Origin of the sequence: Pseudomonas sp. LS-2, assembly GCF_003605735.1 — a bacterium.
In the GTDB taxonomy this organism is placed as follows: domain Bacteria; phylum Pseudomonadota; class Gammaproteobacteria; order Pseudomonadales; family Pseudomonadaceae; genus Aquipseudomonas.
The window spans coordinates 215,737-231,538 of the sequence record NZ_QXTJ01000014.1; the positions used below are offsets into that span (position 1 = coordinate 215,737).

The 15,802-nt window shown below is 58.4% G+C and carries 12 protein-coding genes and 3 pseudogenes; 3 read left to right on the top strand and 12 right to left on the bottom strand.

Features of this window, described 5'->3' with window-relative positions; all coding sequences use genetic code 11:
- The coding region (locus tag D3M70_RS32860) for a BMP family ABC transporter substrate-binding protein (protein ID WP_375232934.1) at nucleotides 1-607 on the bottom strand (607 nt) is incomplete at its 3' end.
- 336 nt (nucleotides 608-943) lie between these two features.
- Here D3M70_RS32860 and D3M70_RS08075 point away from each other — a divergent pair.
- Nucleotides 944-2,035 (top strand): calcium:proton antiporter, encoded by a 1,092-nt coding sequence (locus tag D3M70_RS08075; RefSeq protein WP_120125268.1) that lies wholly within the window; start codon nucleotides 944-946, stop codon nucleotides 2,033-2,035.
- A gap of 121 nt (nucleotides 2,036-2,156) precedes the next feature.
- On the opposite strand, the pseudogene D3M70_RS32865 reads toward D3M70_RS08075, so the two are convergent.
- From D3M70_RS32865 to D3M70_RS08120, 11 genes and pseudogenes are all read right to left on the bottom strand, one after another.
- Nucleotides 2,157-2,873, bottom strand: a pseudogene (locus tag D3M70_RS32865) (amidohydrolase family protein); the annotation flags it as partial.
- A gap of 1 nt (nucleotide 2,874) precedes the next feature.
- Nucleotides 2,875-3,471 (bottom strand): annotated as a pseudogene (locus D3M70_RS32870) (amidohydrolase family protein); the annotation flags it as partial.
- 275 nt (nucleotides 3,472-3,746) lie between these two features.
- Nucleotides 3,747-4,439, bottom strand: coding sequence for an SDR family oxidoreductase (locus D3M70_RS08085; RefSeq protein WP_120125269.1), 693 nt, complete (start codon nucleotides 4,437-4,439; stop codon nucleotides 3,747-3,749).
- Nucleotides 4,440-4,544: 105 nt separating this feature from the next.
- Complete coding sequence (locus tag D3M70_RS08090) at nucleotides 4,545-5,471, bottom strand: ABC transporter permease (RefSeq protein WP_120125270.1); 927 nt, start codon at nucleotides 5,469-5,471, stop codon at nucleotides 4,545-4,547.
- Nucleotides 5,471-6,571 carry an ABC transporter permease gene (locus D3M70_RS08095; RefSeq protein WP_120125271.1) on the bottom strand — a complete coding sequence of 367 codons (1,101 nt, stop codon included), beginning with the start codon at nucleotides 6,569-6,571 and terminating at the stop codon, nucleotides 5,471-5,473. The genes D3M70_RS08090 and D3M70_RS08095 overlap by 1 nt, the downstream gene beginning before the upstream one ends.
- 11 nt (nucleotides 6,572-6,582) lie before the next feature.
- Entirely contained in the window at nucleotides 6,583-8,145 is a 1,563-nt protein-coding gene (locus tag D3M70_RS08100; protein ID WP_120125272.1) for an ABC transporter ATP-binding protein, read from the bottom strand.
- 574 nt (nucleotides 8,146-8,719) lie between these two features.
- On the bottom strand, nucleotides 8,720-9,310 hold the full coding sequence (locus tag D3M70_RS08105; RefSeq protein ID WP_120125273.1) for a YigZ family protein: 591 nt from the start codon (nucleotides 9,308-9,310) through the stop codon (nucleotides 8,720-8,722).
- Between the two features lie 35 nt (nucleotides 9,311-9,345).
- A complete protein-coding gene (locus D3M70_RS08110) occupies nucleotides 9,346-10,005 on the bottom strand; it encodes a TetR/AcrR family transcriptional regulator (RefSeq protein WP_120125274.1) in 660 nt (219 codons plus the stop codon).
- Between the two features lie 84 nt (nucleotides 10,006-10,089).
- A partial coding sequence (locus D3M70_RS08115) for a solute carrier family 23 protein (protein WP_256659756.1) occupies nucleotides 10,090-10,993 on the bottom strand: 904 nt, incomplete at its 5' end.
- A 1-nt stretch (nucleotide 10,994) separates the two neighbouring features.
- Nucleotides 10,995-11,435: pseudogene (locus tag D3M70_RS32875) on the bottom strand (solute carrier family 23 protein); the annotation flags it as partial.
- A gap of 211 nt (nucleotides 11,436-11,646) precedes the next feature.
- Entirely contained in the window at nucleotides 11,647-12,567 is a 921-nt protein-coding gene (locus tag D3M70_RS08120) for a LysR family transcriptional regulator (protein ID WP_120125275.1), read from the bottom strand.
- 148 nt (nucleotides 12,568-12,715) lie between these two features.
- Between D3M70_RS08120 and D3M70_RS08125 the strand changes: the two genes are divergently transcribed.
- Entirely contained in the window at nucleotides 12,716-14,062 is a 1,347-nt protein-coding gene (locus tag D3M70_RS08125; RefSeq protein WP_120125276.1) for an aspartate aminotransferase family protein, read from the top strand.
- Nucleotides 14,063-14,134: 72 nt separating this feature from the next.
- Nucleotides 14,135-15,628: a CoA-acylating methylmalonate-semialdehyde dehydrogenase gene (locus D3M70_RS08130; RefSeq protein ID WP_120125277.1), complete on the top strand. Its 1,494-nt coding sequence runs from the start codon at nucleotides 14,135-14,137 to the stop codon at nucleotides 15,626-15,628.
- Nucleotides 15,629-15,802: the final 174 nt, after the last annotated feature.

A 15,802-nucleotide genomic window follows, 5' to 3' on the forward strand; every position in this document is an offset into this window, starting at 1 on the left:
GGGGGGGGGAGGAGGTGGCCCACGCCGCCTTGGTCTCGGTGCCGGGGTTGTATTTGTTCAGGGCCAGCTGGATCGCGTTGATGTCGCGCAACACTTCCGGAATCGGGAACGAGGCGACGTAACCGATCTTCCTGGTCTTGGTCATTTTCGCGGCAAGGAAGCCCCCGACGTAGCGACCTTCATAAGTACGGGCCAGATAGGTGCCCATGTTCTTGTCCTGCTTGTAACCGGTTGCGTGCTCGAACGTCACCTTGGGGAATTGCTTGGCGACTTTAAGCGTCGGGTTCATGTAGCCGAACGAGGTCGTGAAGACCAGGTCGTAGCCGCTTTTGGCCATGTTGCGGATGACCCGCTCGGCGTCCGCACCTTCCGGTACGTTCTCGACGAAGCTGGTGGTGACTTTGTCGCCCAGCGCCTTGGCCATGGCCTGACGACCTTGCTCATGCTGATAGGTCCAGCCGTGGTCGCCAATTGGGCCGATGTAGACGAAGCCGACTTTCAGTGGATCGGCTGCGGCGGCCATCAGACTTGAACTCAGGCCAACGACAGCGGCCATGGCGCACAACAGTTTCTTCAGCGGACGACGTGAGTGGAGGGTGGAAAGCATGCAGGTCGAGCTCCTTTGGTCTTGTGGGCCGGGCCATCTGGGCGAGGCGTTCGACTCAATGCAAAAAGCTGACCAATAAGACAAGTATGCTTGCGTGTCAGGCGTTGTCCGCTTTCATGCATTGCACGTGCCGATGAGCATGTTCCCGGACGGTGCGACAGGTGTGGATAACGCCGCGATCCGGTGCAGGATTGACCCCGTGCTGCTTCAGATCGTTGTGAACGCTGTTTGATTGCCTCTGTCTTGAAACCTTTGTTTACAACAGCACTCTGAACCGCTTGAACGGTTAATACTTCATGGATGTGCGGCCTGGGTCGCAAAGGCTAAAAGGCAGCGATGGGCACGATTCTCAAGCAGGAAAAGTTTCTACTGTTGGCGGTGATCGCGACGTGTTTTGCGTACCCCTTCGAGCATCAACTACTGGGTCACGGTCATACCGTCGCATTGATCGCGGGCATCGCGCTGGTGGGGTTCATCGTCTGCGCGTCCATGCGCGTGGCGCATCACGCCGAGCTGCTGGCAGAGAAAGTCGGCGATCCCTACGGCACGATGATCCTGACGCTCTCTGCGGTGCTGGTGGAGGTGGTGATCCTTGCGATCATGATGAGCAACGAGCCGTCACCGACATTGGTGCGCGACACGATCTACTCGGCGGTCATGCTGGACATCAACGGGATCCTGGGTCTGGCGGCACTGATGGGTGGGCTTAAGCATGGCGAACAGTCCTACAACGATGATTCGGCGCGCTCCTACAGCGTGATGATTCTGACGGCGATGGCCGTGTCGATGGTCGTGCCCGAGTTCATCCCTGAATCGAAATGGAAGGTGTATTCGGCCTTTACCATCGGCGCGATGATCCTGCTGTATGCGCTGTTCCTGCGCATGCAGGTCGGGCCGCACAGTTACTTCTTCAGTTACAGCTATCCGGACAAGAAGCGGCGCAAGGATCAGCCCGAGCAACCGAGCGAACCGGTCAATCTGCCGCGGTCCATCGCCACCCTGGTATTTGGCGTGGTGATCATCGGCGCATTGGCGGAGGTGATGTCGAAAACCGTGGACCTGGGGCTCGAAGGCAGCGGCGCGCCTCCCGTGATGACCGCAATTCTGGTGGCCGCGATCTCCGCCGCGCCCGAGATTCTGACGGCGTTGCGAGCCGCATTGGCTAACCGGATGCAGTCGGTGGTGAACGTCGCGTTGGGCGCCTCGTTATCCACTGTGATTCTGACGGTGCCAGTGATGGAAGCCATGGCGCTCTACACAGGTCAGCCATTTCAGATGGCAATGACCCCGGTGCAAACAGTGATGATCTTCGTCACCTTGCTGGTCAGTGCGATCAACCTCAACGACGGCGAGACCAACGCCATCGAAGGCATGACCCACTTCGTGCTGTTCGCGACCTTTGTCATGCTGTCGCTGTTGGGGTTATAGCGCTGACCTGATTCTCGCAAATCTCAGGTAGCAGTCCGGCTTGCCGGCGGTGGCATCACTCATATCGCCACCGCCGGCAATCGGAACGCCGAGCGGCCGGGCTGCGACAGGGAGCCTTGCGCTAGCCCTTGATCAATGCCGCCGCGGCCTGCCGGTGATCGGCAATCAACCCCTTCAGATCCAAGCCTTCAACCTGCCCGTCGATGACACGCCATTGACCGCCGATCATCACCCGGTCCGCCCGATCAGCACCGCACAGCAGCAACGCCGATACGGGGTCGTGGCTGCCAGAGAAGCGCAGTTCATCGAGCTTGAACAGCGCCAGGTCAGCCTGCTTGCCCACCGCCAGCTCGCCAATATCGCTACGGCCCAACAGCTTCGCCGAGCCCTTGGTCGCCCAGCCCAACGCCAGTTCCGGCGTAATTTTCCGCGCGCCATAACGCAGCCGTTGCAGGTACAGCGCCTGCTTGGCTTCCAGGATCATGTTCGAGGCATCGTTGGAGGCCGAACCGTCGACGCCGAGTCCAACGGGGGCGCCGGCTGCGACCAGATCCAGTGTCGGGCAGATACCCGAGGCCAGGCGCATGTTCGAGCTGGGGCAGTGGCAAATCCCGGTGCCGGCTTCGCCCAGACGCGCGATCTCCTGTTCGTTGAAGTGGATGCCGTGTGCCAGCCATGTGCGTGGGCCAAGCCAGCCGACGCTGTCCAGATAGTCCACTGTGCGCAACCCGAAGCGCTGCAGACAGAAATCTTCCTCGTCCAGCGTTTCGGCCAGATGGGTGTGCAGACGAACATCGAGCTTTTCCGCCAGCACAGCGCTTTCGGACATGATCTCGGTNCTGTGCGCCATCGCCACGTTCGTGGTAGGTGTCGATCAGTCGCTGACTGTCTTCCAGAATGACCTTACCCTCTTGCACGGTCTGCTGTGGGGGCAGGCCACCGTCGGCCTCACCCAGACTCATCGAACCGCGCGTAAGCATGGCCCGCATACCCAGTTCGCGAACGCTCTGCACCTGAACGTCGATGGCGTTTTCCAGCCCGTCCGGAAACAGATAATGGTGATCGGCCGCCGTGGTGCAACCGGATAACAGCAACTCTGTCAGCGCGACCTTGGTCGCCAGTGCCAATTTTTCAGGCGTCAGGCGCGCCCACACCGGATACAGGGTTTTCAGCCACGGGAACAGCGGCTGGTTGACGACCGGCGCCCAGGCTCGGGTGAGGGTTTGATAAAAATGGTGATGCGTGTTGATCATGCCGGGCAGCAGCACATGCTCACGCGCATCGAAGGTCTGATCGCAGGGCAGGGAAGGAGACTGCCCGGCTGCGAGCATTTCGACGATCACACCGTTTTCGACCACCAACCCGCCTCGGGCATCGAGATCGTTGGCAGTGAATACGGCAAGGGGGTTTTTCAACCAGATACGGATCGCGGGCATTGGCCGGCTCCTCTGAAAAGTGGGTTCAGGTCGCCAGCTCAGTGTTGCCCTGTCTGCTGATCCAGGGTCGCCGCGACTTAGAACGAGCCGCGAGGCGAGGGTGCGGAGTTTAGAGGCGACTTGACCATTGGATCAAGTATCGCGCGCCAAATCGATTTCCGCGGACACCCTGGTTGCCTTTGGAAGCCGGCTTGCTGGCGCAAGCGCCGGATCAGTCAACTTACACGTTGTCTGATCGGACGCTCACGTCAGCAAACGCCCAAAGCTTTAAAGCATTACCAGGGAATCGTCTCACCCTTGTAGTTCACGAAGTGATGCCCGCCTTCCCCCGCAAACCGCTCCAACTGCTCGACCATGCCGCGCACGCTGGTTTCCACGTCGATATCGGCGCCTTCGCCACCCATCGCCGTGCGGACCCATCCCGGGTGCATGGACAGCACGGTCGGCTTGTTGTCGCCCAGTTGAGTGACGAAGGTGTTGGTCATGGAATTCAAGGCAGCCTTGCTGGCCTTGTACAGCGCCATTTCCGGCGCATCGGGCATTGTGACACTGCCCAGTACAGAACTCATGAAGGCAATGATCCCGGTGTTCGGACGGATCTGGTCGACGAAGCGTTTGGCCAGGCGAATCGGCGCCACGGCGTTGGTCAGAAACAGCTGACCGAGTTCGCCGGCAGTGGCATCGGTTGGATTCGGGTGAGTAGGCCCCATGATGCCAGCATTGACGAACAGCAGGTCATACACCTGGCCCTTGAGGTTATGGGTCAATACTTCCAGTGACGATTGCTCGTCCATGTCCAGCGTCTGGATATGGACGCCGGGCACAGCTTTGAGCTCTTCGGCGTTGGCGTTATGTTGATCGCGAATGGTTGCGGTCACTTCCCAGCCTTGCTCGGTCAGGCGTTTGACCAACCCAAGCCCCAGGCCCCGAGAGGCGCCGATGATCAATGCAGTTTTTGTGGCAGGCATGAATGCAACTCCTTGAACAATGAAACGTGGCAGCGTCTGCAGAGTGGACCGCGCGCGGCACGAGTAATTTGTTTTTCCCGCGCAACGGTCTTTGTCCGTTCTACATCAGTGCCCCGACTGCCAGGGTTGTCCCAGAGACACCGGTGCATACAGTCGGGTGCGGAACGCATTTCGCGACAGTAACACCAGCACCACGATCGTCGCGACATACGGCAGCATCGCCAACAGGTTGGACGGGATCGCCAGGCCCACGCCTTGGGCCACCAGATACAGGATGCTCGCGAAGCCAAAAAGATAGGCCCCCAACAGCAGTCTCCAGACCCGCCAACTGGCAAACACCACCAACGCCAAGGCAATCCAGCCGCGGCCCGCACTCATGTTTTCCGCCCACATCGGCGTGTAAGCCAGCGACAGGTAAGCACCTGCCAATCCGGCCATGGCGCCGCCGAACAGAACCGCCAAAGTCCGCACGAACAACACCGGAAGGCCCATCGCGCTGGCCGCGTTGGGGTTTTCTCCTACAGCTTGAATCACCAAACCCACGCGACTTTTCAGAACTGTCCAAGCCACTAAAGCGAACAATGCGAAAGAAACGTAAACCAGGATGTCCTGCGCGAAGAGCATGCGCCCCACCAGCGGGATATCGCTCAGATAGGGAATCACCAGCGGCTCGAACCCCTGAAGCGGTTTGCCGACCCAGGCTGCACCCACGAAGCTCGACAGGCCGACGCCGAAGATCGTCAGCGCCAGCCCCGTCGCCACCTGGTTGGCGTTGAACACCAGTGCCACCAGCGCGAACAGCGATGACAGCAGCATGCCGGCCAGAATTGCCAGCACCACGCCGAGCCAGAGGCTGCCAGTGCTCAGTGCGACGATGAAGCCGATCACCGCACCGAACAACATCATGCCTTCCTGCCCCAGATTGAGTACCCCGCTTTTCTCGCAGACCAATTCGCCCAGTGCCACCAGCAGTAGCGGGGTCCCACAGCGCACGGTGGCAAAGAAAATATTACTCAGCAGATCGATATCCATCACACGGCTCCCGGCACAGCGGCCATCTGGCGGCGGGCCCAGCGCAGCGTAAGGCGTGGGCGGTAAAGAATCAGCACATCGCAGGCCAGCAGGAAAAACAGCATCATCCCCTGAAACAGCTGCGTGATGGCTTGTGGCAGATTGAGGGTCATCTGTGCGCTCTCGCCCCCCAGATAAAGCAACGCCATCAGAAGGCTCGAGAATAGAATCCCGATCGGGTTCAGGCGCCCGAGAAACGCCACGGTAATGGCTGCATAACCGTAGCCCGGCGAAACCTGTGGCACCAGTTGCCCGATCGGGCCGGTCACTTCACACACGCCCGCCAACCCTGCCAGGCCACCGCTGATCATCAGCGCCAGCCAAACCAGACGCTTCTCACGAAAGCCGACGAATCCGGCCGCTCGCTTGTCCAGGCCAAGCACCTTGATCTGGAAACCGACGAAGCTGCGTTGCAGCAATACCCAGACCGCGACCAGCGCTAGCAGCGCGAAATACACGCCAGCATGAGCCCGACCCTCTTCGGTCAACAACGGCAGACGGCTGGCATCACCGAACATGGCGGACTCGGGGAAGTTCATGCCTGCGGGATCTTTCAGCGGACCATGTACGAAATACAGCAGCAGATTCAACGCGATGTAATTGAGCATGATGCTGGTAAGGATTTCGTTGGCATTGAAGTGCGTGCGCAACCAGGCTGTCAGCCCGGCCCAGGCAGCGCCAGCGGCGACGCCGATCAAGAGAATCAGTGCCAGAATCCAGCGGCTTTCGATGTCGATGACATTGACCGCCACTGCACTCCCGGCCAATGCACCGATCAACAGTTGCCCTTCGGCACCGATGTTCCAGATCCGTGCCTGATAGGCGACCGCCAGCCCCAGCGCGCAGAGCATGATCGGCAGCGTCTTGACCATAAGCTCCGATACCCCGTAGAGATCGCTGACCGGCGCTATGAGCAATGTGTGCAATGTCACCAGTGGGTCCAGGCCCAGTGCGATGAAAAGCAAAGAGCCCGATACCAGCGTCAACACACCAGCGAGCAGCGGGGAAAACCACAACATGGCGCGCGATTCTTGTCCGCGCGGTTCAAGGGAAAGCAGCATCGAAGCCTCCTTTAGTTGAGCGACGCGGTATCGGGTCGAAATGAATGATCGCTGTCGAATTGGCCGGCCATCCAGCCACCGACCTGGACATGCGTGGTGTGCGCGGTGGGAGCCAAGGCACAGAGGCGGCCTTCCGACAGCGCAGCGATCCGGTCGCTGATCTGAAACAATTCGTCCAGATCCTCGGAAATCACCAGAATCGCAGCACCGGCATCCCGCAGGGCGATCAGTGCGCGATGAATGGCTGCCGCTGCGCCGACATCTACGCCCCAAGTCGGATGCGCTGCAACCAGCAGTTTCGGGTTTTGCAGGATTTCACGGCCGAGGATGAATTTCTGCAGATTGCCACCTGACAAACTGCGAGCCGCGGTATGCGCGTCGGGCGTTTTGACTGCGAAGCGTTCGATGATGGTTTTTGCCAAGGCCTGGACCTTGGGCCGCTGGATCAGACCTTTGCTCACCAGACCTTGCTGAAAGGCCGTCAACAGCGCGTTGTCGTTCAGGCTCATTTCGGGCACTGCGCCGTGACCCAGACGCTCGGCGGGTACGAAGGCCAGGCCCTGTTCACGTCGGGCATCCGGGCGCAGGTGCCCAACAGCCTGTTCGCCAAAACGGATGTGTTGCGATTGGGAACGGTCCAGGGTCTGCTCGCCGCTGAGCAATGCCAGCAATTCATCCTGACCGTTTCCAGCCACTCCAGCGATCCCGACGATTTCTCCACTGTGTACCTGCAGGTCGATCCCTTTCAGCGAGCAGCCAAACGGATCGGGGTTATGCCACGACAATTTTTCCACGTGCAGAAAAGGTGCGACGCCGTTGGCCTTGGGGTAGTGCGCTACCAGTCCCTCGGCATCGCCAACCATTAACCGCGCCAGCTGCAAATCGCTGCATTCGGCCGGAACGCAATGGCCCGAAACTTTCCCGGCGCGCAGGACGGTGGCGCTGTGACACAGCGCCCGGACCTCTCCGAGCTTGTGGCTGATGAACAGAATGCTGCACCCCTCGCTGGCCAGCCGACGCAAGGTCACGAACAGGTCCTCGGCCTCTTGTGGTGTCAGCACCGAAGTCGGCTCGTCGAGGATCAACAAGCGAATGTCCTGCATCAGGCAGCGGATGATTTCCACTTTCTGCCGCTCACCGATGGAGAGGCTGTGAACCAACCGTTGAGGCTCTACCGCCATGCCATAACGCTGCGAAACTTCGCGAATCTTCGGTTCCAGTTGCCGTGGCGTCCCGGCTGCCGGGCCCATAGCCAGTGCGATGTTCTGCGCGACCGTCAGGGTTTCGAACAGCGAAAAGTGCTGAAACACCATGCCGATGCCCAGCTCCCGCGCCTGGGCCGGATTGCGCATGCTCAGTGGCGCGCCTTGCCAGATGATCTGGCCGGCGTCGGGCTGGACCACGCCATAAATGATCTTCATCAGCGTACTTTTGCCCGCGCCGTTCTCTCCAAGCAGTGCATGGATCTCACCCGGTTGAATGATCAGGTCGACGGCGTCGTTGGCGAGACACCCCGGATAGCGCTTGGTGATGTGGCGCAATTGCAGGCGCGGGTGGGTCGTTGTATTGGGCATGACAGGCTCGGTGAAAAGTGGGTCGCCTCTGCACTTAGCAATTTCTTGGCCAGCTGGTCAGGTTTTTCGTTGCCTCCCCGCGTAGGCTTGTACCTGCAAGGCTTGTCAGCAGGGGGGCTTTGAATATCCCTACCGCTGGTATGGCGTGCAGGGATCCGAATCAGCTCCAGCGATCTGTTGCAGCACCATGACTGGGCGCCACATTTCAACTTCGAGTCAATTTGGTTCAATAAATTTGTATGAAAAATGACCAGCTCCCGCCGAGCGAGATATCCCCGGCACTGTGGGCACCCTTGCACGTGTTATCCACAGGTTGCTCCACAGTTAATGTGCGCAACATCCAAACCTCGGCATAACCGCGCAGACCTTAGGACCAAGTGGCGATAAGGGGCGCTAACTTGCTGTTTTATGTCTGATTTATGCGGTGGATAAAAGATTTGGTCAAAAAACAATCAATGCAGCCAAGCCCTTATGAATCAAGGCTTGCACGGGAATGTGCTCAGCTTGTCCACAGGCGGATGCACAGTAGATGTGGGCAACCTGATAATTGTCGAACGTCTGAAATGGGGCGCGCTCATTTGCTGTGCCGTTGCAACACGATGCGCCCGCGACTGATGTCGGAGAGCTGACGCTGGAAGGTGTCGATCTGCTCCGGGCTTAGCGCGATTGCCAGCTCCACACCGTTGGCAGTGAAGTGTTCATTTTCAATCAGGCCATTGAGCTCGCTGAGTCGAAGCCTCACCAATGCCAGTTCGCTGAACGTGCAATCAAAGGTCAGCGAAACCCGGTTGATCAGTGGCAGACGCTCAGCCTGTTGCAGGCATTTGTTGGCACCGCCGCCATAAGCTCGGGCGAGTCCACCGGTCCCCAGCTGAATACCGCCGTACCAGCGAATCACCAGCACCACAACCTGATCGAAATCCTGAGATTCGATCGCAGCGAGAATGGGCCGACCGGCTGTGCCGCCAGGTTCGCCATCGTCGGTGCTACGGTACTGTGCACCCAGTTTCCAGGCCCAGCAATTATGCGTGGCGTTAAGGTCGCTGTTCTGTTCGATGAACGCCTGGGCGTCGGCAGGGCTGTTGATCGGAGCGGCGAGCGTGATGAAGCGGCTTTTGCGAATTTCTTCCCGGTATTCACAAGGGCCGGCGAGGGTAGAGGGCATGACGGTTCCAGCAGACGCTAACGTTTTTCAGGCATTCAGATCGCGGGTGTTAACCCGCAACCTTTGAGAATGATACGGATCAGATTATTGCCTGCTTCTTCCATGTCTTGCTTGGTCAGGCGCGTGCGCCCTGTGACCTGGCAGATCTGGGTCGCGAAGTCGGCATAATGCTGCGTACTGCCCCAAAGCAGGAAAATCAGATGAACCGGGTCGACCGGGTCCATCTTGCCTGCGTCGATCCAGGCCTGGAACACGGCAGCGCGGCCCTGGAACCACTGACGATAATCCTGGCTGAAATATTCGTTCAGGCATTCGCCGCCACTGATGATCTCCATGGCGAAGATCCGCGAGGCCTGCGGCTGGCGCCTGGAGAATTCCATCTTGGCGCGAATGTAGTGGGTCAGCGCCTCGGCGGGATCATCCTCGACTTTCAGGTTGTTGAACGTGCTGTCCCACAACTGAATGATGTTGCTCAAGACCGCAATGTACAGCCCCAGCTTGTTGGTGAAGTAATAGTGCAGATTGGCCTTGGGCAGCCCGGCATTCTGCGCGATCGTGTTCATGCTGGTGCCTTTGAACCCATGGCGAGCGAACTCGTCCTCGGCAGCCTTCAGGATCGTTTCTTCATTCTTCTGACGGATACGGCTCGCCGGTTTGGTGGCGCTGACGCTGTGAGCAGGGACTTCGAGGGTCATGGGCGATTCCAGACGGATCATTGGGTGCGACGGTGTGAACAGATAACGCACCCGTGACGATCCGACAAGCGTTGGCAAGGGAAATTAGTGCTCAAGGGCCTCCATTTCCTGCTTTTTTTCAGCGCTCGCCGTTTTACTTTCTGGCAACAACAGGCACATCACAATCGCTGTCAGACCGCCACTGGTGATGGCCGAATCAAACAAGTTTTGTACCAACTGTGGCAGATGATGGAGCAGGGTCGGTTGCGCGGCGATACCCAACCCCACGCCGAACGACGTTGCGATGATGAGCATGCTGCGTCGATCCAGCGGTGATTGCGCGAGGATTCGAACGCCTGCGGCGGCAACGCTGCCGAACATCACCAAGGTGGCGCCGCCGAGGACCGGCTTGGGAATCTGTTGAAGAATCGCACCGATCACAGGGAACAGTCCAAGCAAGAACAGGATCGCTCCGATATAGAGGCCGACGTAGCGGCTGGCTACCCCAGTCAACTGGATCACACCGTTGTTCTGGGCAAACGTCGTGTTGGGGAAGGCGCTGAAGGTCGCGGCGATCATGCAACTTACGCCATCACCCAGCACACCGCCCTTGAGGCGAGCGATGTAGCTCGGCCCTTTGATCGGCTCGCGGGAAAGCATGCAGTTTGCCGTCAGGTCGCCCACGGTTTCGATGCTGCTGATCAGATAAATCAGCGCTACTGGCAGAAAAGCTGTCCAGTCGAAGCTGAAACCGAACCGGAATGGCGTAGGAATGCTGATCAGCGCCACCTCGCTGATGGAGTGCGGCACAAGTTTGCCACTGAACCATGCTGCAACGCTGCCGACCGCCAAGCCGATGATGATCGCGGACAGTCGAATCCAGGGTGTATTCGAACGATTGAGCAAAATGATCACCAGTAGCACGAATACGCCGAGCACCAGATTCACTGGCTCACCGAAATCCGGCGCATTGAAGCCGCCACCGAGCTCAGCGACTCCGACCATGATCNAGGGGTGATAACGCGGCGTAACTGGCCGATGAAGCGACTGAGCACGATCTGCACCACCGCGCCGAAGAAGCACACACCAAACACCATGGCCATGATGTCTTCCGGCGTTCCCCCACGTTGCTTGACCATGAAGCCCGCCGACAACACCGCGCCGAGAAATGCAAAGCTCGTCCCCTGCAGGCAGATCATTCCCGCACCAATACCGAATGGACGACGCGCCTGGATGAAAGTACCTACACCGGAAACCATCAGCGCCATGCTGAGCAAATACGGCAGGTACGCACCGAGGCCCAGCGCCGAGCCGATGATCAGCGGTGGCGTGATAATGCCCACGAAAGCAGCGAGTACATGCTGAGCGGCAGCCAGAATGGCAGGCGCGGGAGCGGGTCGGTCGTTGAGGCCGTAGATCAGTTCGTTGTTGTCTGGCGCTTCAGGCTGCATGCTGGACTCTCGGTTTTGTGTTTGGCCAAGTCGGGACACGTGTGTGGGAACCTTTACGAATCGCACCGACATCTGCTGCTTTGCAAAAACCTGTCCAACTGATCAGATAGTAATGCTTGCTTTCCAGTAATTTTCTTTATAAACAGGTAGTTATATGTATATCTCCGTTTTTTGTTATTTTGCAAATCACCGGTTGGGAGTCGCTTCAGCCTCATCGTGTAGCAGCCAGGCCCTCGAGAAAGCTCTCCAGCACCAAATGAGGGCGGCGCCCCTTGCGCGTTACCGTTACCAGACTTAAATCATAAAAGCGCGCTTGAGGTTTCAAAGCCCTCAATCGGCCCTGCTGTACCCAGACGCTCGCGTAGTGGTCTGGTAGATAGCCAATGTAGCGTCCAGTCAGAATCAAAAATGCCATGCCTTCACGGTCCGATGCACTGGCCGTGCATTTGAGTGCCTGATAGTGCGCCTGGATTTCGGTTGGCAAGCGGAACGTCGGCGCGATGGCTTCCTGCTCCGCCAATCGCACATCGCCCAACTGAGCGTCATCCACATAAAACAGCGGATGTCCCACTGCGCAGTACAGCAGAGAGCGCTCGCTGTAGAGTGGCTGATACTCAAGTCCCGATAGCGCGCTGGCTTGTGGAACGACCCCGACGTGCAGGCTGCCGTCGAGTACGCCTTGTTCGACCTCATTGGGTGCGATCATGCGAATGTTGATGTGCACATCCGGTCCGCGCTCCTTCAACTGCGAAAGGGCGTGAGTGATGCGCATGTGGGGGAGGGTGACCAGATTGTCCGTCAGGCCGATGTTCAACTCGCCGCGCAGATGTCGGTGCAGGCCGTTCACCTCTGTACGAAAACTTTCCAGCGCGCTCAATAATTGCAGCGACGACTGATAGACCTCGCGACCTTCTTCTGTCAGGGAAAACCCTGCTCGACCCCGCTGGCACAGGCGCAATCCCAGACGTTGCTCCAGATCGCTCATTTGTTGACTGATCGCTGAGCGGCCAATACCCAGCGCGCTTTCCGCAGCCGAGAAGCCGCCTGATTCGACTACGCTTCGAAAGATGCGCAACAAGCGGATATCAAAGTCACTGACTTGTGCTAGCGGGTCGGAACGGCGAGTGCTCATAGTTTAGTAGTCGGCCAACTAAAGATCATAAAAGCAGGATTTTCCCGACTTTATGCCCGTGGCAAGTTAGCTGCAACCCGGTCCTGCTTCGTCCTTCTGTTTCGCAGCGCGAAGACAGGCCACCCACGTCCTTGTGAGGTCAATTCCAATGAACATGCCCGAATCGTCTGATATGTCTGTGGCCAGCCAGCTAAAGCTCGATGCCCACTGGATGCCCTACACCGCCAACCGCAATTTTCAGCGTGATCCACGATTGATCGTTGCGGCAGCAGGCAGCTATCTGACAGACGACAAGGGCCGCAAGATCTATGACGGTCTCTCCGGTCTGTGGACCTGCGGCGCCGGTCACACTCGCAAGGAGATTCAAGAAGCGGTCGCCAAACAGTTGGGTACCCTCGACTATTCGCCGGCTTTTCAGTTTGGTCATCCTCTGTCCTTTCAACTGGCAGAGAAAATCACCGACCTGACGCCCGGCAATCTGAACCATGTGTTCTACACCGACTCGGGTTCCGAATGCGCTGACACTGCGGTAAAAATGGTGCGTGCTTACTGGCGCCTTAAGGGGCAGGCGACCAAGACCAAAATGATCGGTCGCGCTCGTGGCTACCACGGCGTGAACATCGCGGGCACCAGCCTGGGCGGCGTCAATGGCAACCGCAAAATGTTTGGTCAGTTGATGGATGTGGACCATCTGCCGCATACCTTGCTCGCCAGCAACGCTTATTCTCGCGGCATGCCCGAGCAGGGCGGTATCGCGCTGGCCGATGAGATGCTCAAGTTGATCGAACTGCACGATGCCTCGAACATCGCAGCGGTAATCGTTGAGCCAATGGCAGGCTCTGCTGGTGTGATCGTTCCGCCACAGGGCTACCTCAAGCGCCTGCGCGAAATCTGCGATCAGCACAACATCCTGCTGATCTTCGATGAGGTCATCACCGGCTTCGGTCGTACCGGCTCGATGTTCGGCGCCGACAGCTTCGGCGTGACTCCGGATCTGATGTGCATTGCCAAGCAAGTCACCAACGGCGCGATTCCAATGGGCGCAGTGATTGCCAGCAGCGAGATCTATCACACCTTCATGAATCAGCCGACGCCTGAGTACGCGGTTGAATTCCCGCACGGCTACACCTACTCGGCGCATCCGGTTGCCTGCGCTGCCGGCCTCGCAGCACTGGACATTCTTCAGCGTGAAAGCCTGGTGCAGCAAGTCGCCGAAACTGCACCGCATTTCGAGAATTCCCTGCACGGCCTCAAGGGCAGCAAGAACGTCATCGACATTCGCAACTATGGCCTGGCAGGTGCGATTCAGATCGCTGCGCGTGATGGTGACGCTATCGTGCGCCCATTCGAGGCCGCGATGAAGTTGTGGCAGGCAGGTTTCTACGTGCGCTTTGGCGGCGACACCCTGCAGTTCGGGCCAACCTTCAATAGCAAGCCTCAGGATCTGGATCGCATGTTCGACGCGGTGGGCGAAGCGCTCAATCAGATCGACTGATACCTCTTCTTCTTTCTATAAACAGGCGCAGCTTCGGTTGCGCCTGCGAGCAACCTTTTTCGGAGTTAACCCATGAGCAACATTCAGCACCTGATTCACGGCGAGTTGGTCAGCGACACTGGCCGCACCGCCGATGTGTTCAACCCGTCGACGGGGCAGGCGATTCACAAGGTGCCCTTGGCCAGTCGCGAAACCGTGCAGCAGGCTATCGATTCAGCGAAGGCAGCTTTCCCGGCATGGCGTAACACTCCACCTGCCAAGCGTGCTCAAGTGATGTTTCGCTTCAAGCAATTGCTGGAGCAGAACGAGGGGCGTATCGCGCAGCTGATCAGCGAAGAACATGGCAAAACCCTTGAAGATGCCGCCGGTGAGCTCAAGCGCGGGATCGAGAACGTCGAATACGCGAGTGCTGCACCGGAAATCCTCAAAGGCGAATACAGCCGCAATGTCGGTCCGAACATCGATGCGTGGTCTGATTTCCAGGCGCTGGGTGTGGTGGCAGGGATCACCCCGTTCAATTTCCCGGCGATGGTGCCGCTCTGGATGTACCCGTTGGCAATCGCTTGCGGCAACTGCTTCATCCTCAAGCCTTCCGAGCGCGACCCGAGCTCCACACTGCTGATCGCTCAACTGTTGCACGAAGCCGGTTTGCCCAAAGGCGTGCTGAACGTAGTGCATGGCGACAAGGCAGCGGTGGATGCGCTGATTGAGGCCCCGGAAGTCAAAGCTCTGAGCTTCGTGGGGTCGACCCCGATCGCCGAGTACATCTATAAAGAAGCGACTGCACGGGGCAAACGTGTCCAGGCGCTGGGCGGCGCGAAGAATCACGCCGTATTGATGCCGGACGCGGATCTGGATAACGCGGTCAGTGCATTGATGGGCGCAGCTTATGGTTCATGCGGCGAACGTTGCATGGCGATATCCGTCGCCGTTTGCGTGGGTGATCAGGTTGCCGATGCGCTGGTAGCCAAGCTGGTTCCGCAGATCAAGGCATTGAAGATCGGCGCGGGTACCTCGTGTGGGCTGGATATGGGGCCATTGGTAACCGGCCAGCATCGCGACAAAGTCAGTGGTTATATAGAAGACGGCGTCAGCGCTGGCGCCAGGCTGGTAGTCGATGGCCGCGGTCTGACTGTTTCGGGCCATGAAGAGGGCTTCTTCCTGGGGGGCTGCCTGTTCGATCAAGTCACTCCCGAGATGCGCATCTATAAAGAAGAGATCTTCGGCCCGGTGCTGTGCATCGTCCGCGTGAATAGTCTTGAGCAGGCAATGCAACTGATCAACGATCACGAATATGGAAACGGCACCTGCATCTTCACTCGTGATGGTGAAGCTGCGCGTCTGTTTTGCGATGAGATTGAAGTGGGCATGGTCGGTGTCAACGTGCCGCTTCCGGTTCCGGTTGCCTATCACAGCTTCGGTGGCTGGAAGCGTTCGTTGTTTGGTGACCTCCATGCCTACGGACCGGACGGAGTACGGTTCTACACGCGTCGCAAGGCGATTACCCAGCGCTGGCCACAACGTTCAAGTCATGAAGCGTCGCAGTTTGCGTTCCCAAGTCTGTAATAGCTGAGTGAAAGGGGCGAGCCATAAGGCTCGCCCCTTTGCTTTCAAGGCTGTTTCTGACCGATATGACAATTTAATTAAAATAAGGGTTGACGGCCCTCTGAATCTCTCTATAATTCGCCCCACTTCCGGCGCAGACGAAACGGAAAACTCCTTGAGAATCAAAGAGTTGGA